The organism is Pseudomonas protegens (assembly GCF_003363755.1).
GTDB classification, from domain to species: domain Bacteria; phylum Pseudomonadota; class Gammaproteobacteria; order Pseudomonadales; family Pseudomonadaceae; genus Aquipseudomonas; species Aquipseudomonas danubii.
On the sequence record NZ_CP031396.1, the window covers coordinates 1,191,131 to 1,206,692 of the forward strand.

The 15,562-nt window shown below is 61.8% G+C and carries 13 protein-coding genes; 8 read left to right on the top strand and 5 right to left on the bottom strand.

Features of this window, described 5'->3' with window-relative positions; translation table 11 throughout:
* Window positions 1-26 precede the first annotated feature (26 nt).
* Window positions 27-926, top strand: coding sequence for a hydroxymethylglutaryl-CoA lyase (locus DWF74_RS05050; RefSeq protein WP_115580505.1), 900 nt, complete (start codon window positions 27-29; stop codon window positions 924-926).
* A 621-nt stretch (window positions 927-1,547) separates the two neighbouring features.
* On the opposite strand, the gene DWF74_RS05055 is transcribed toward DWF74_RS05050, so the two are convergent.
* A complete protein-coding gene (locus DWF74_RS05055) occupies window positions 1,548-3,251 on the bottom strand; it encodes an AMP-binding protein (RefSeq protein WP_102881803.1) in 1,704 nt (567 codons plus the stop codon).
* A gap of 228 nt (window positions 3,252-3,479) precedes the next feature.
* Between DWF74_RS05055 and DWF74_RS05060 the strand changes: the two genes are divergently transcribed.
* The 4 genes from DWF74_RS05060 to DWF74_RS05075 all read left to right on the top strand — a co-directional run bounded on the left by DWF74_RS05060 (window position 3,480) and on the right by DWF74_RS05075 (window position 9,133).
* On the top strand, window positions 3,480-4,643 hold the full coding sequence (locus tag DWF74_RS05060) for an isovaleryl-CoA dehydrogenase (RefSeq protein ID WP_115580506.1): 1,164 nt from the start codon (window positions 3,480-3,482) through the stop codon (window positions 4,641-4,643).
* Between the two features lie 106 nt (window positions 4,644-4,749).
* The gene (locus DWF74_RS05065; RefSeq protein WP_115580507.1) at window positions 4,750-6,354 is read left to right on the top strand and encodes a carboxyl transferase domain-containing protein; all 1,605 of its coding nucleotides are present in this window, start codon (window positions 4,750-4,752) and stop codon (window positions 6,352-6,354) included.
* 17 nt (window positions 6,355-6,371) lie between these two features.
* Window positions 6,372-7,187, top strand: coding sequence for a gamma-carboxygeranoyl-CoA hydratase (locus tag DWF74_RS05070; protein ID WP_115580508.1), 816 nt, complete (start codon window positions 6,372-6,374; stop codon window positions 7,185-7,187).
* Window positions 7,187-9,133 (top strand): acetyl/propionyl/methylcrotonyl-CoA carboxylase subunit alpha, encoded by a 1,947-nt coding sequence (locus tag DWF74_RS05075; protein WP_115580509.1) that lies wholly within the window; start codon window positions 7,187-7,189, stop codon window positions 9,131-9,133. The genes DWF74_RS05070 and DWF74_RS05075 overlap by 1 nt, the downstream gene beginning before the upstream one ends.
* A 54-nt stretch (window positions 9,134-9,187) precedes the next feature.
* Here the strand turns inward: DWF74_RS05075 and DWF74_RS05080 are convergent, their stop codons facing one another.
* The gene (locus DWF74_RS05080; protein ID WP_102864689.1) at window positions 9,188-9,853 is read right to left on the bottom strand and encodes a LexA family protein; all 666 of its coding nucleotides are present in this window, start codon (window positions 9,851-9,853) and stop codon (window positions 9,188-9,190) included.
* Window positions 9,854-9,986: 133 nt separating this feature from the next.
* Here DWF74_RS05080 and DWF74_RS05085 point away from each other — a divergent pair, with 133 nt between their 5' ends.
* A complete protein-coding gene (locus tag DWF74_RS05085; protein WP_102864688.1) occupies window positions 9,987-10,334 on the top strand; it encodes a DUF6124 family protein in 348 nt (115 codons plus the stop codon).
* A gap of 473 nt (window positions 10,335-10,807) precedes the next feature.
* Entirely contained in the window at window positions 10,808-11,962 is a 1,155-nt protein-coding gene (locus tag DWF74_RS05090) for a M14 family metallopeptidase (protein WP_110596137.1), read from the top strand.
* Window positions 11,963-11,998: 36 nt separating this feature from the next.
* Here the strand turns inward: DWF74_RS05090 and DWF74_RS05095 are convergent, their stop codons facing one another.
* Window positions 11,999-12,454 (bottom strand): winged helix-turn-helix transcriptional regulator, encoded by a 456-nt coding sequence (locus tag DWF74_RS05095; RefSeq protein ID WP_102864686.1) that lies wholly within the window; start codon window positions 12,452-12,454, stop codon window positions 11,999-12,001.
* A 103-nt stretch (window positions 12,455-12,557) separates the two neighbouring features.
* Between DWF74_RS05095 and DWF74_RS05100 the strand changes: the two genes are divergently transcribed.
* Window positions 12,558-13,778, top strand: a complete 1,221-nt coding sequence (locus DWF74_RS05100) for an MFS transporter (RefSeq protein WP_115580510.1) — start codon at window positions 12,558-12,560, stop codon at window positions 13,776-13,778.
* A 29-nt stretch (window positions 13,779-13,807) separates the two neighbouring features.
* Here DWF74_RS05100 and DWF74_RS05105 read toward each other — a convergent pair whose 3' ends face one another.
* Window positions 13,808-14,347, bottom strand: a complete 540-nt coding sequence (locus DWF74_RS05105; protein WP_115580511.1) for a cytochrome b — start codon at window positions 14,345-14,347, stop codon at window positions 13,808-13,810.
* Window positions 14,344-15,429: a catalase family peroxidase gene (locus tag DWF74_RS05110; protein WP_115580512.1), complete on the bottom strand. Its 1,086-nt coding sequence runs from the start codon at window positions 15,427-15,429 to the stop codon at window positions 14,344-14,346. Before DWF74_RS05110 ends, DWF74_RS05105 begins: the two co-directional genes overlap by 4 nt.
* Window positions 15,430-15,562 lie beyond the last annotated feature (133 nt).

Below are 15,562 nucleotides of genomic sequence, written 5' to 3' on the forward strand. Positions count from 1 at the left end.
CCCTCCCTCATAGAAGGTGAACCTGAATGTCACTCCCCAGCCATGTACGCCTGATCGAAGTGGGCCCCCGCGACGGTCTGCAGAACGAAGCCCAGCCCATCAGCGTCGATGACAAGGTGCAATTGGTCGATGCCCTGACGGCGGCAGGCCTGGGCTATATAGAAGTCGGCAGTTTCGTCTCGCCCAAGTGGGTACCGCAGATGGCCGGTTCGGCCGAGGTCTTCGCCCGCATCCAGCACAAGCCGGGGGTGGTCTACGGCGCGCTGGCGCCGAACCTGCGGGGCTTCGAAGATGCCCTGGCGGCGGGGGTCAAGGAAGTCGCGGTGTTCGCCGCCGCATCGGAATCCTTCTCCCAGCGCAACATCAACTGTTCCATCAGCGAAAGCCTGCAGCGCTTCGTGCCGATCATGGAGGCCGCCAAGCAGCATGGCGTCAGCGTGCGCGGGTATGTGTCCTGTGTGCTGGGCTGCCCTTACGAAGGTGAGGTAGCCCCGGAGCAAGTGGCCCTGGTGGCCCGTGAGCTGTACGCCATGGGCTGCTACGAAGTGTCCTTGGGCGACACCATCGGCACCGGCACCGCCGGCGCCACCCGCAGAATGTTCGAAGTGGTGAGCGCCCAGGTACCACGGGAGAAGCTCGCCGGCCACTTCCACGACACCTATGGCCAAGCCCTGGCCAACGTCTACGCCAGTCTGCTGGAGGGCATCGCGGTGTTCGACAGTTCGATCGCCGGCCTCGGCGGCTGCCCCTATGCCAAGGGCGCTAGCGGTAACGTTGCTACCGAGGATGTGCTGTACCTGCTCAACGGCCTGGGCATACACAGCGGTATCGACATGGATCGCCTGATCGATGCTGGCCGGCAGATCTGCACGGTGCTGGGCCGTCCCAGCGGTTCTCGTGTGGCCAAGGCACGTAGCGCCGGGTGAGCCAATGTGCGGCCGGGTGTTACCGGCCGCTCTAAACGGTGGCGGGAACGAGTAACACGGAAACAGTTTGTCGATTTTATTGCGATGCAGATTGTCCTACAAAAACATCAAGCTATTGATTTTAAAGGACTTTAAAAAGTTGGCACGGCTCCTGCTATCTCTATGGCATAACAAGAATAAAAAGCAGCAAACCTAATAAAAATAAGACGTAACGACTCTGACATAACAAAAACAACACGGCAGAGACGCAGCTAACAGATTTTTTTGGAGAGGATGTGATGTGCAGGAGGGCTTGCAAGAGCCACCCGCAACCGGTCAGAGAACAATAAAACTACCCTGAGGTAGCTCCCGAACTGGTTGGATCGCCCTGGCGACACGTTAGATCAGCGCTCAAAAAAATACGTTTGCTCTTGATCCCGGATGGGGATCGCCAAAAACAGCGGTAAAGGGCCACGGTTGCCAAAAACAACAATAGACCGCCCCTCAATAATAAAAAAAGAGCACGCAACGACAAATTAAAGGGGAGCTTCGGCTCCCCTTTGTGCTTTCTGCGATTTAGCTTTTGCCTGCCCTTCTCGCCCATAAAGCGTGCACCCGTCCAGATGCACGCTCCAGCAATGCTCACACCCTGCTCACCTGCTCGCGCAACTCCTCGATGCTGATTTCGCGCATGCGGAATTTCTGGATCTTGCCGGTTACCGTCATCGGAAACTCCTCGACGAACTTGAAGTAACGCGGCGTCTTGAAGTGGGCGATGCGCTCCTTGCACCAGGCCTGCAGCTCGACTTCATTGGCGCAATGCCCGGGGTGGAACTTGATCCAGGCGACGATTTCCTCACCGTACCTGGCGCAGGGAATGCCGATCACCTGTACATCGGCCACGGCGGGATGGGTGAAGAAAAACTCTTCCAGCTCCCTCGGGTAAATATTCTCGCCACCGCGGATGATCATGTCCTTGTTGCGCCCGGCAATGCACACATAACCCTGCTCGTTCATGGTGGCCAGGTCGCCGGTGTGCATCCAGCCCGCCTGATCGATGGACTCGCTGGTGCCCTGGGGGTTGTTCCAGTAACCGAGCATGACGCTGTAACCCCGGGTGCAGAGTTCACCGATGGTGCCCCGCGGCACCAGATTGCCGGCCTCGTCGATGATCTTGCTCTCCAGGTGCGGCTGGGTACGGCCCACGGTGGTGACCCGCAACTCCAGATCATCGGCAGGACCGGTCTGCAACGACACCGGACTGGTCTCCGTCATGCCGTAGGCGATCTGCACCTCGCTCATGTGCATCTCGCTGATGACCCGGCGCATCACCTCGATCGGACAAGTGGCACCGGCCATGATCCCGGTACGCAGGCTCGACAGGTCGAACTCACCACGCCTGGGCTGGTCGAGCATGGCAATGAACATGGTGGGCACCCCATATAAGCCGGTAGCCCGCTCCTCGGCCACGGTACTGAGGGTCAGCAACGGATCGAAGGCATCGTTGGGGTAGATCATGGTGGTGCCGTGGGTGATACAGCCCAGGTTGCCCATGACCATGCCGAAGCAGTGATACAGCGGCACCGGGATCACCAGCCGATCTGCCGCGGTCAGGCCCAGGCTCTCCCCCACCATGTAACCGTTATTGAGGATGTTGTAGTGACTCAGGGTCGCGCCCTTGGGGAAACCGGTGGTGCCGGAGGTGTACTGGATATTCACCGGCTGATCGAAATCCAGGCTGTCCTGGCGCGCCTGCAATTGCTCGGCGGTGGCTCCAGCGGCAAGGGCCGTCAGTTGCGACCAGGGCAGAAAGCCGGAGGGCGGCTGGGCATCCAGGCTGATCACCCCACGCAACTCGGGCAGGCGTTCACAGTGCAATTGACCGATGGATTGCTCCGCCAATTCAGGGATCAGCCCCTGCAGCATGCCGTGGTAGTCAGAGGTCTTGAAGGCTCCGGCGCAGATCAGCCACTGGCAGCCGGACTGCTTGAGCACATATTCCAGCTCGGAACTGCGATAGGCCGGGTTGATGTTCACCAGGATCGCGCCGATCTTGGCACTGGCAAATTGGGCGATGCACCACTGGGCGCAGTTGGGGGCCCAGATCCCCAGTCGATCCCCCGTCTTCAGCCCCAAGGCCAGCAGCGCCCTGGCATGCAGGTCGACGGCCTCGCGCAGTTGCTGCCAGCTGTAGCGCAACTGCTGATGACGCACCACCAGGGCTTCCCCCTGGGGATAGGCAGCGACGGTGTTGTCGAAGGCCTGGCCGATGGTCAGCGCCAGCAATGGCTTGTCTTGCGTACCACGGGTGTAACTGCGATCCGGCTGGAAACCCGAGTGTTCCATGACGACCCCTATTGTCTTTATTAGTGGGTGTTCAGGAGCCTGGCCGATGGTGCGAAAAAGCCTGGCTCCAATCGAAAGCCCTGCTACTCTGGCGCAAGTTGACGTTTACGTAAAGGGCGATTGACAGCCTTCGGTCGCAGGTTTACGTTAACGTAAAGGTGAGAGCTAGACAGCGCCGCTCTCTGCAGCCCATTCCCTCAATAAAAACAAGTTTGAAGGTGCCCCGCCATGAGTTACCCGACCCTGAACTTCGCCCTCGGTGAAACCATTGACATGCTGCGCGAACAGGTCCAGGCCTTCGTCAAGGCGGAACTGGCTCCTCGGGCGGCACAGATCGATGTCGACAACCTGTTCCCCGCCGACATGTGGCGCAAGTTCGGCGACATGGGCCTCTTGGGCATTACCGTAGCGGAAGAATACGGCGGCGCCGGGCTGGGTTACCTGGCCCACGTGGTGGCCATGGAAGAGATCAGCCGCGGCTCCGCCTCGGTGGCACTGTCCTATGGTGCCCACTCCAACCTCTGCGTGAACCAGATCAACCGCAACGGCAACCACGAGCAGAAGAGCAAGTACCTGCCCAAGCTGATCAGCGGCGAACACATTGGCGCCCTGGCCATGAGCGAACCCAACGCCGGCTCCGACGTGGTGTCGATGAAGCTGCGCGCCGACAAGCGCGGTGACCACTTCGTCCTCAACGGCAGCAAGACCTGGATCACCAACGGCCCCGACGCCAACACCTACGTGATCTACGCCAAGACCGACCTGGAAAAGGGCCCCCACGGCATCACCGCCTTCATCGTCGAGCGTGACTGGAAGGGCTTCAGCCGCAGCAACAAGTTCGACAAGCTGGGCATGCGCGGCTCCAACACTTGCGAGCTGTTCTTCGATGACGTGGAAGTGCCGGAGGAAAACATCCTCGGCGTGCTCAACGGCGGGGTCAAAGTGCTGATGAGCGGCCTGGACTACGAGCGCGTGGTGCTCTCCGGCGGCCCGACCGGGATCATGCAAGCCTGCATGGACCTGGTGGTGCCCTACATCCACGACCGCAAGCAGTTCGGTCAGAGCATCGGCGAGTTCCAGTTGATCCAGGGCAAGATCGCCGACATGTACACCCAGCTCAACGCCAGCCGCGCCTACCTGTACGCCGTGGCCCAGGCCTGTGAGCGTGGCGAAACCACCCGCAAGGACGCCGCCGGGGTGATTCTCTACAGCGCCGAACGTGCCACCCAGATGGCCCTGGATGCGATCCAGATCCTTGGCGGCAACGGCTACATCAACGAATTCCCCGCGGGCCGCCTGCTGCGTGACGCCAAGCTCTACGAAATCGGCGCCGGCACCAGCGAAATCCGCCGCATGCTGATCGGTCGCGAACTGTTCAACGAAACCAAGTAAGAGCAGCCGCACGTTGCGAGCTACGAGCGGCAAGCCAAAGCTGCCGTAATACCGACTTACTTTTGCAGCTTGAAGCGTGTCGCTTGAAGCTGCCGTAGGCCCTCCCATGATTCTGAAGTCTCAGCTCAACCCGAAATCCCCCGAGTTCGCGCAGAACGCGGCCAGCATGCTGGCCCAAGTCGACGCCCTGCATACCCTGCTCGCCCAGGTCCAGCAAGGCGGTGGTGCCAAGGCCCAGGAGCGCCACACTTCCCGGGGCAAACTGCTGCCGCGCGAGCGTATCAACCGCCTGCTCGACCCTGGCTCGCCGTTTCTTGAAGTCAGCCCCCTGGCCGCCTACGAGGTCTATGGCGAAGACGTGCCCGCCGCCGGCGTGATTGCCGGCATCGGTCGGGTAGAAGGCATCGAATGCATGATCGTGGCCAACGACGCCACGGTGAAAGGCGGCTCCTACTACCCGCTGACGGTAAAGAAACACCTGCGGGCCCAGACCATCGCCCAACAGAACCGCCTGCCCTGCATCTACCTGGTGGACTCCGGCGGCGCCAACCTGCCGCGCCAGGACGAAGTATTCCCGGACCGCGAGCACTTCGGCCGGATCTTCTTCAACCAGGCCAACATGAGCGCCCAGGGCATCCCGCAGATCGCCGTGGTCATGGGTTCCTGCACCGCCGGCGGCGCCTACGTGCCGGCCATGGCCGACGAAGCCATCATGGTTCGTGAACAGGCCACCATCTTCCTCGCCGGCCCGCCCCTGGTAAAAGCTGCCACCGGCGAGGTGGTGAGTGCCGAAGAGTTGGGCGGCGCCGACGTGCACTGCAAGATTTCCGGGGTTGCCGACCACTACGCCGACAGCGATGAACACGCCCTGGCCCTGGCCCGGCGCAGCGTGGCCAACCTCAACTGGCACAAGCAGGGCCAGTTGCAGCAACGCACCCCGCTCGCTCCGCTGTATGCCCGTGAAGAGCTTTACGGCGTGGTGCCGGCCGATCCCAAGCAGCCCTTCGATGTACGCGAAGTCATCAGCAGGCTGGTGGACGGCTCGTTGTTCGATGAATTCAAGGCCCTGTTCGGCACCACCCTGGTCTGCGGTTTCGCTCACCTGCATGGCTACCCTATCGCCATCCTCGCCAACAACGGCATCCTCTTCGCCGAAGCCGCGCAAAAAGGCGCGCACTTCATCGAACTGGCCTGCCAGCGCGGGATTCCCCTGCTATTTCTGCAGAACATCACCGGCTTCATGGTGGGCCAGAAATACGAGGCTGGCGGCATCGCCAAGCACGGCGCCAAGCTGGTCACCGCGGTGGCCTGTGCCAAGGTGCCGAAATTTACCGTGATCATCGGCGGCAGCTTCGGGGCCGGTAACTACGGCATGTGCGGTCGCGCCTACGATCCACGCTTTCTGTGGATGTGGCCCAACGCGCGGATTGGCGTGATGGGGGCCGAACAGGCGGCCGGGGTGCTGGTCCAGGTCAAGCGCGAGCAGGCGGAACGCGGCGGACACCCTTTCGATGCCGCCCAGGAAGCCGAGATCAAACAGCCGATCCTCGATCAATACGAGCACCAGGGGCACCCTTACTACTCCAGCGCCCGGCTATGGGACGACGGCGTCATCGACCCGGCACAGACCCGTGACGTCCTGGCCCTGGCCCTGTCTGCGGCCCTTAATGCACCCATCGAACAGAGCCGCTTCGGCGTGTTCCGCATGTAATCCTGCGCGAGAAAAACATGAGCGACTTCAATACCCTGGAACTGCTGCGTGACCCTCGTGGCTTCGCCACCCTGTGGCTCAGCCGCGAAACCAAGAACAACGCCTTCAACGCCGAGATGATCCGCGAGCTGATCCTGGCCCTGGATCAGGTGCAGAGCGACCCGAGCCTGCGCTTCCTGCTGCTGCGCGGACGCGGCAAGCACTTCAGTGCCGGCGCCGACCTGGCCTGGATGCAGCAGTCCGCCGAACTCGACTACCAGACCAACCTCGACGACGCCCGGGAACTGGCGGAGTTGATGTACAACCTGGCCAAGCTGAAGATCCCGACCCTGGCCGTGGTGCAAGGCGCAGCGTTTGGTGGCGCCCTGGGCCTGATCAGTTGCTGCGACATGGCAATCGGTACCGACGATGCGCAGTTCTGCTTGTCGGAAGTCCGCATTGGCCTGGCGCCAGCGGTCATCAGTCCCTTTGTGGTCCAGGCCATTGGCGAGCGCGCCGCCCGACGTTACGCCCTCACCGCCGAGCGCTTTGGCGGCCAACGGGCACGGGAAATCGGCTTGCTGGCGGAGAGTTACCCGGCTGCCGAGCTGGAACAGCAAGTCACCCAATGGATCGACAATCTGCTGCTCAACAGCCCCCAAGCCATGCGCGCCAGCAAGGACCTGCTGCGAGAAGTGGGCAATGGCGCCCTCACCACAGCCCTGCGTCGCTACTGCGAAAATGCCATCGCGCGGATTCGGGTCAGCGCCGAAGGCCAGGAAGGCCTGCGGGCCTTCCTGGAAAAACGCCCGCCCAGTTGGCAGTCCGAGCCCACGACCAAGGAGTCCCGCTGATGAGCGCCCCCGTTCTAGACACTTTACTGGTGGCCAACCGTGGCGAGATCGCCTGCCGCGTGATGCGCACCGCCAAGGCCTTGGGCCTGACCACCGTGGCCGTGCACAGCGCCACCGACCGCGATGCTCGGCACAGCCGCGAGGCAGATATCCGCGTCGACCTGGGGGGCAGCAAGGCCGCCGACAGTTACTTGCAGATCGACAAGCTGATCGCTGCGGCCAAGGCCTGCGGCGCCCAGGCCATCCACCCCGGTTACGGCTTTCTCTCGGAAAACGCCGGTTTTGCCCGAGCCATCGAAGCGGCGGGCCTGATCTTTCTCGGCCCGCCCGCCTCGGCCATTGACGCCATGGGCAGCAAGTCGGCGGCCAAGGCACTGATGGAAACCGCCGGCGTACCTCTGGTGCCGGGTTATCACGGCGAAGCCCAGGACCTGGAAACCTTCCGCAGTGCCGCCGAGCGCATCGGCTACCCGGTGCTACTCAAGGCCACCGCTGGCGGCGGCGGCAAGGGCATGAAAGTGGTCGAGGACGTCAGCCAGTTGGCCGAAGCCCTGGCCTCGGCCCAACGTGAAGCCCAATCATCCTTTGGCGATTCACGGATGCTGGTGGAAAAGTACCTGCTCAAGCCCCGCCACGTGGAGATCCAGGTGTTCGCCGACCAACACGGCAACTGCCTGTACCTCAACGAGCGCGACTGCTCGATCCAGCGGCGTCACCAGAAAGTGGTCGAAGAAGCCCCCGCTCCCGGCCTCAGCCCCGAGCTGCGCAAGGCCATGGGCGAAGCCGCCGTGCGCGCGGCCCAGGCCATCGGCTACGTCGGCGCCGGCACCGTGGAGTTTCTCCTGGATGCTCGCGGCGAATTCTTCTTCATGGAAATGAATACCCGGCTGCAGGTGGAACACCCGGTTACCGAAGCCATTACCGGCCTCGATCTGGTGGCCTGGCAAATACGCGTGGCCCAGGGTGAAGCCCTGCCCATCAGCCAGGAACAGGTCCCGCTGCTGGGGCACGCCATTGAAGTGCGCTTGTATGCCGAAGACCCGGGCAACGACTTCCTTCCCGCGACCGGGCGCCTGGAGTTGTATCGCGAATCCGCCGCTGGCCCGGGCCGTCGGGTCGACAGCGGGGTCGAGGAAGGCGATAGCGTGTCGCCCTTCTACGATCCGATGCTGGGCAAGCTGATCGCCTGGGGCGAAACCCGCGAGCAGGCTCGTCTGCGCCTGTTAAGCATGCTGGACGAGTTCGCCATCGGTGGCCTGAAAACCAACCTGGCGTTCCTGCGGCGCATCATTGCCCATCCAGCGTTCGCCGAGGCGCAACTGGATACCGGATTTATCCCACGCTATCAGGAACAATTACTGCCAGCGCCCTGCGAACTCGGCGCGGACTTCTGGCAAGCGGCCGCACAGGCATTCACACAAAGCCAGCCGGAACGGGTGCGTAGCGACGACCTGCAGTCCCCATGGTCGGCAGTCAATGGCTGGCGCAGCGCGTTACCGGCCCAGACCAGCCTGCACCTGAGCTGTGCCGGACAGGATCAGGCCATCAGCCTGGGCGCTCGCTCGCCAGCCTTCCAGTTGCAAGGTGAACACCTGTGGGTAGAGCAACAAGGGTTGCGTCGTGAACATCGCGCCATTCGCCGTGGTGACACTCTGTACCTGCACTGGCAGGGCGAGATGCACAGCGTCACGGCTTACGATCCGATTGCTGCAGCCGATGCCAGTCACAGTCACCAGGGCGGACTTACTGCGCCCATGAACGGCAGCATCGTGCGGGTGCTGGTCAGCGCCGGGCAAAGCGTCGAAGCCGGCGCGCAACTGGTGGTGCTGGAGGCGATGAAGATGGAACACAGCATCCGCGCGCCCCAGGCAGGTGTCATCAGGGCACTGTATTGCCAGGAAGGCGAAATGGTTAGTGAAGGCAGTGCGTTGGTAGAGTTGGAGTAAACCCACTAATAAGAAAGCCCCTTCCTAGCTGTAGGAAGGGGCCTTTCAAGCAAGTTAAAACTTCGCAGTAGCTTGTACGACTACACCAATAACCCGGCACTCGTCGCTGTAGAGCATCTTCGGATAGGTGGGATTGAGGGGAACCAGATAATGCTGACTGCCCTCTTTCACCCACTTACGAAAGATCGCCTCGGCATTACCGGGACACTGTACGACCACCAACTTCCCAGGTTCGGCGGTAACAGCCGGGTCCACCAGAATCAGCATGTCCTGACTGATGCTCAAGCCGCTGGGCGCAATCATTGCGTCACCGACTACCACCAGCCAGAACGCCGCGCCTTGAGCCTGATAATCGGAAAGCTCATAGCGCTCCGGTACATAGGCTGACTTGCCATCTTCACGAACCTCCCCAGCAGCTCGCCAATCGCTCACCGGATAACGGAAGTACGGATTGTACTTGTGCAACAGTGAAGGCTCGTTCACCAGGGGTTCGCCATCGTCACCGAGCATGGGTTTCTCGCGGACCACCAGGGCAACTTCCAGAAAGCCCATGCCGATCTCTTCAAGCACCCGATTCATGTCTTCGATCTTTGGCTGACGGCGTTTGCTCAACCAATGACCGATACCACCCTGAGACATGCCCAGACGCTCGGCGAGTTTTTCCTGTGTGACCTTGCGGCCTTTCATGTTGGCTTTGACCAACTCGATCCATTTGTCCATGGACTGAACAATACGTTGTGTATTTCCGACCTCAACACACAACTTGTAGTATTTGAAATCTCGTCACAATTACAATACGTATTAATCTAGTTCATACCCCTCTTTCCTTTTCTCAAACAGGACGGAACACTTTATGAACGCAAGCAGCAAGGACGTGCCGGAGCTCGATACAGAGACCACATTGAATTCACTCAAGGGCAGCCACGCAGCACGACGGGCGATGGACTACTACTTGAAGCCCGCGCTGACCGGATCGGACAAGGAAGAGAAGTTTTTCGAGGTCAGGCGCAACCTCAGCAGCGAGGAAGCCATGATCCATGCATCCGATCTGCTGCGCTGTGCAGCAGCCACCGCCTATGACGCGGCCGACAATCTGCGGGGGGCCAAGCGTGACCTGGCTTTTTCCGTGGTGCACATGATCGACCTGGCCAAAGCCCTGGTGGACAAGTCCCTGGAAAGTCAGCGCTTTGAGTCCAGCTGAGGCGCCGGCAAGGAATAAACAGCGGAAACAGGAGAAATGGAAAAATATTTTCCAAAGGGCAGGGAAAAACATTTGACCTGCAAATGATAATGATTATTATTGCAAGCAACTGATCGCGAGATCAGTCGATAGCCCAAAGGACCTTAGGTCGGACCTTTGGATTATCTCCTCATCAGGCTAATCACGGTTTTTGACCCGGCTTTTTGCCGGGTCTTTTTTTTGCCAGTTTTCTGGCTTGGCTTCAGGCTAATGAAGACGTGGATGCAGCTAAAATAATGGCGGCGATGATAGCAAAAGAATGTCCTTTTGCAAGATAGCAGCCGTGCTAAATGGCCAGGAAAGACAAAAGTAGCGCTTGAGAATCAATCGCATAGCCACTAAGCTGCTTCTGCGTCAAGGACGACGCCCCCCCTTCTATTACCCCCCTCAGTGTGTAGAGTAGCGGTCATAACAATCCTATACAGGGACCGACCATGACCGTGGGTAATCACACTTCGTTTCAAATTACTGCCGACTTCGACAGCGGCAATATCAACGTGCTGGACATCAGCAATCCGCTGCAGGCACTGCTGGCCATCCGCCCGGATACCCAGAGTCCGCACTTCCAATGGTTTCACTTCAAGGTCAGCGGCCTGCATGTCGGCCAGGAACATTGGTTCCGCCTGACCAACGCCAGCCAGTCCTCCTACAACAAAGCCTGGACCGGCTACCAGGCCGTCGCTTCCTATGACCATGTGAACTGGTTTCGCGTACCGACGATCTTCGAAGGTGACGCCCTGCGTTTCAATCTGGAGGCCACCCAGACTCACGCCTGGTTCGCCTACTTCGAGCCCTACAGTCGCGGGCGCCACGACTGGCTGATCGATCAAGCCCTGAGCAAGGCCGACACCGAACTGTTGGCAGTGGGCAAAAGCGTCGAAGGCCGGGATATCCAGCTTCTGCGCAAGGGCAGCGGCAAGGAAGGGCAGCGCAAGATCTGGATCATTGCCCAGCAGCATCCCGGCGAGCACATGGCCGAATGGTTCATGGAAGGCGTGATCGAGCGCCTGCAGCACCGGGATGACCCGGAGCTCAACTCGCTGCTGGCCAAGGCCGATCTGTACCTGGTGCCCAACATGAACCCGGACGGCGCGTTCCACGGCCACCTGCGCACCAACGCCAAGGGCCAGGACCTGAATCGCGCCTGGCAGAACGCCAGCCAGGAACTGAGCCCGGAGGTGCTGTTCGTCCAGCAGCAGATGGAAAAGTACGGCGTCGACCTGTTTCTTGATGTGCACGGCGATGAAGAAATTCCTCACGTCTTCACCGCCGGCTGCGAGGGCAACCCGGGCTACACGCCACGCCTGGCGGGACTCGAAGAGCATTTTCGCAGCCACTTGAAGCGCCAGACCCGAGACTTCCAGACTACCCACGGCTACGCCCGGGACAATCCCGGAGAGGCCAACATGACCCTGGCCTGCAATGCCGTCGGGGAGAAATACGACTGCCTGGCGCTGACCCTGGAGATGCCTTTCAAGGACCACGACGATAACCCCAACCCCGTCACCGGCTGGTCCGGCAAGCGCTCCATGCAGCTGGGCAAGGATGTCATGAGCACCCTCGCCGACCTAGTGGACCACCTGCGCTGAACCCGACTGACGGCTGCGCGAGCCTGTGCGCAGTCGTCACTCATCGGCGCCAGCCGGCACCCGTCGGCAATCCTCCGGCCCCAGCAAGCGCCCATCCGCCGCACGCAGTTCCAGCGCACGTAACGGTTGCCCGGTTTCCCGGTCGACCATTCGCGAATGCGCCTCGCCCTCCTCGTAGAAAAACGCCTCGCCCCATTGGCGCAAGCCGATGATCAGGGGAAACAGCCCCTTGCCCTTTGGCGTCAGCACGTACTCCTGGTAGGCACTGCCATCCGAGGCCGGCACCACTTCAAAAACCCCGTGTTCCACCAGGGTGCGCAAACGTGCGGCAAGAATGTTCTTGGCCATGCCGAGGTTGCGCTGGAACTCGCCAAAGCGACGGATGCCGTCAAAGGCATCCCGCACAATCAGCAACGACCACCAATCACCGATGGCGTCCAGTGAGCGGGCCACCGGGCACTCGGCATCTTGCAGGCTGGTGCGTTTAACCATGCTGGGCAGTCTCCGTTCGGGCCACAGAAAAGTGGTTGCAATATAAAACCACAATCTCTACCGTACAACTGGTTTTATAACGAAACCAGATACGGAGCCCGACATGTCACGCGATCCTTCCCCTCCTGCCCCCTCGACTCTTTCACCACGGGTGGTGCTGCTGTTCGCCATCGCCTGTGGCCTGGCGGTGGGCAACGTCTACTACGCCCAGCCGCTTCTGGACGCCATGGCCCGAACCTTCGACCTGCCGCCGGCCACGGTGGGCATCATCATCACCCTGACCCAGGTGGGCTACGGCCTGGGGCTGCTGTTGCTGGTGCCTTTGGGCGACCTGCTCAACCGCCGGCGACTGATCGTCACCCAGACTCTGCTGTCAGTGCTGGCCTTGCTAATGGTGGCCCTGGCCCCCAGCAGCGCCTGGCTGCTGTTGGGCATGGCCAGCACCGGCCTGCTGGCGGTGGTGACCCAAACTCTGGTGGCCTATGCCGCGAACCTGGCACCCACAGCCCAGCGTGGACAGGTGGTCGGCATAGTGACCAGCGGCATCGTGGTGGGCATTCTGCTGGCCCGCACCGTGGCCGGAACCATGGCCGATCTGGCCGGCTGGCGTTCGGTCTATCTGTTGTCGGCCGGCTTGACCCTGCTGGTGGCCCTGACCCTGTGGAGAGTGCTGCCCAGAGTTGAACAGCCACCCGCGGTGCAACGCTACGGGCAATTGCTCGGCTCACTGTTGCAGCTGTTCAGGGAAGAAAAAGTACTGCGCGACCGTGCGGTGCTGGCGATGTTGATCTTCGCCGCGGGCACCGTCTTGTGGACCCCGCTGGTACTGCCTCTGAGCGCCCCGCCGCTGTCGCTGTCTCACACCGAAATCGGCCTGTTTGGCCTGGCCGGGGCCGCCGGCGCCCTGGGCGCAGCACGGGCCGGGCACTGGGCGGATCGCGGCCTGGCGCAGTGGACCAGCGGCCTGGCTCTGGCGTTGATGTTGCTGTCCTGGCTGCCCATCGCCTTTACCCAATCGTCCCTGTGGGCACTGCTACTGGGAGTCATCACCTTCGACCTGGGCTTGCAGGCCGTCCACGTCACCAGCCAGAGCCTGATCTACAGCGTGCGCCCACAAGCCCAGAGCCGCTTGGCCGCCGGTTACATGCTGTTCTACTCCCTGGGCAGCGCCGGCGGCTCGATTGCCGCCACCGCCACCTACGCCTGGGCCGGCTGGATCGGGGTCTGCCTGTTGGGAGCCGCTATCAACAGCCTGGCACTGGTCTATTGGCTGTGGAGCCTGAACCCCGGGAAAGCTCGGACCGAGGCTCGCTGTGCCATTTGAACGACACAGCAGGCTTGCTCAAGGGGGACTCAAACCCGCCCCCGCAGCATGCTCTGCAATACCCCGTCTCGGCGGACCCAGCCATGGAACAGTGCCGCCGCCAGATGCAGCAACACCGTCAGGAACAGCAGATAAGCCAGGTAGCCATGGGCCTTGCGCAACAGAGCGAACACCTGGGCATTGGCCGGCAGGATCGCGGGCAACTGCAACGAACCGCTCAGCATCACCGGGTCCCCGGCCGCCGAAATCATGGCCCAGCCCAGTACCGGCAAGCCCAGCATCAGGGCGTACAGCAGCACATGGGAGGCTTTGGCCGCCAACACCTGCCAGCCCGGCAAGTCTGCCGGCAGCGGCGGTTGTCGAGTGGAAAAACGCACAAGCAGGCGCACCGCCGCCAACAGCAGAATGGCGATGCCCAACGGCTTGTGCACGTGGATCAGCCACTCATGACGGGCCGACACCGAGGTCACCATGCCGGCACCGATAAACAGCATGGCAATGATCATCAGCGCCATCAGCCAGTGCAGCAGGCGCGCCAGCGGGGCGAAGTGTTGAGGGTGGCTATTCATGGACGCGGTTCCTGGGCGGAGGGCAATTGACTGACTTCGCTGGTGCGACGCAGGTAGGAACTGGCGTAGGCAGCAGAGCGTGCTGCCAGCAGGGGATCATCGGAGGCCTGGATGCCATTGGGCAGAATCAGCGGGTCGTAATTGATGTCCCGGCACTGGCCACTGTTCTGCGGCTGGGTGCCTTGCAGCACCAGGGTCCCGGCATTGATCACCGGACGTTCTGCGGGCCAGGCCTTGCTGGCGTCATGGGTGGGGTCATCGGGCGCCGCCAGGGTGATCTGCAAACGCCAGCGCAACGGCCCTTGAGCCAGGCGCTGCGTCAGGTCTTGTTCCAGGTAGTCCGCGCCTTGCGGAGCACTGCCCGGGGCTGGCGCCTCACCGGTCTCGGGGACCACGCCCCAGCGCACCGCCTGGCGCTTGCCGCTGCCATCCACCAGGTAGAACGCGTTGATCCCGTTGTAGCTTTCACTGGCATAACTGGCTGAAGGCTTGGCGCTCTTGACCCATTGCAGAAAGGGCCCGGCCTCCGGGTGAGCGGCAAAGAACGCCGGCACCCTGGTCGGGTCCGGCTTGCCCGTGGCCGGATCAGGGGAACTGGCCTGCTGCAGTTGATAGAACGCCTCGGGAGTGCCCACCGGAAACACCGGCATGCTGTTCATTCCCGTGCGCCACTGCTGGCCGTTGGCCTGGAGGAAACGCAACGCCAGGCTGCGGATCGGCACGCTGCTGTCCGGCGCATAGGGGTTGCCGCTGGGCAGGGCAAAACGCCCCACCACCGGCGTTTGCGCCTCGCTGAACACCTGTGCCGTGGAGTAGGCCCGGGCCTCGCCACTGCTCTGGAAGTAACCGATGACACACACGCCCTTGGCGTGGTTGCGGCGAAACCCCGGATGCACGCCGTTATTGGTCTCCAGCACATCCACCAGGGCCTTGGGAGTCAGGCGTTGCGGGTCGAAGTTGCCGTGCACGTAGGCCAGCGCCGCGGCAGCGGCGGCCACCACCCAGGCAATGGCCCCCAGGCGCAAGGTCAGGCTGACAGCACTCAAGGGCGGACGATCGGGTGGCGAGGATGGGGCAACCATGGACATCTCCAGTACGCGGGGCCACAAGGGACCAGGACCAGTCAGACGCAGCCCGGTGCCGGTTATTCCACAGCCCGATATTTATTTGCGCGTCTGTGGAATAACCTGCGAGGCAGCGCGTCTTCCTAGTCCC

Bases quoted from the DNA above. Each gene is read 5' to 3' on its own strand.
- DWF74_RS05080 (WP_102864689.1), bottom strand. From the start codon at position 9,853: ATGGACAAATGGATCGAGTTGGTCAAAGCCAACATGAAAGGCCGCAAG.
- DWF74_RS05105 (WP_115580511.1), bottom strand. From the start codon at position 14,347: ATGAATAGCCACCCTCAACACTTCGCCCCGCTGGCGCGCCTGCTGCAC.
- DWF74_RS05075 (WP_115580509.1), top strand. From the start codon at position 7,187: ATGAGCGCCCCCGTTCTAGACACTTTACTGGTGGCCAACCGTGGCGAG.
- DWF74_RS05060 (WP_115580506.1), top strand. From the start codon at position 3,480: ATGAGTTACCCGACCCTGAACTTCGCCCTCGGTGAAACCATTGACATG.
- DWF74_RS05100 (WP_115580510.1), top strand. From the start codon at position 12,558: ATGTCACGCGATCCTTCCCCTCCTGCCCCCTCGACTCTTTCACCACGG.
- DWF74_RS05095 (WP_102864686.1), bottom strand. From the start codon at position 12,454: ATGGTTAAACGCACCAGCCTGCAAGATGCCGAGTGCCCGGTGGCCCGC.
- DWF74_RS05070 (WP_115580508.1), top strand. From the start codon at position 6,372: ATGAGCGACTTCAATACCCTGGAACTGCTGCGTGACCCTCGTGGCTTC.
- DWF74_RS05065 (WP_115580507.1), top strand. From the start codon at position 4,750: ATGATTCTGAAGTCTCAGCTCAACCCGAAATCCCCCGAGTTCGCGCAG.
- DWF74_RS05050 (WP_115580505.1), top strand. From the start codon at position 27: ATGTCACTCCCCAGCCATGTACGCCTGATCGAAGTGGGCCCCCGCGAC.
- DWF74_RS05110 (WP_115580512.1), bottom strand. From the start codon at position 15,429: ATGGTTGCCCCATCCTCGCCACCCGATCGTCCGCCCTTGAGTGCTGTC.
- DWF74_RS05090 (WP_110596137.1), top strand. From the start codon at position 10,808: ATGACCGTGGGTAATCACACTTCGTTTCAAATTACTGCCGACTTCGAC.
- DWF74_RS05055 (WP_102881803.1), bottom strand. From the start codon at position 3,251: ATGGAACACTCGGGTTTCCAGCCGGATCGCAGTTACACCCGTGGTACG.
- DWF74_RS05085 (WP_102864688.1), top strand. From the start codon at position 9,987: ATGAACGCAAGCAGCAAGGACGTGCCGGAGCTCGATACAGAGACCACA.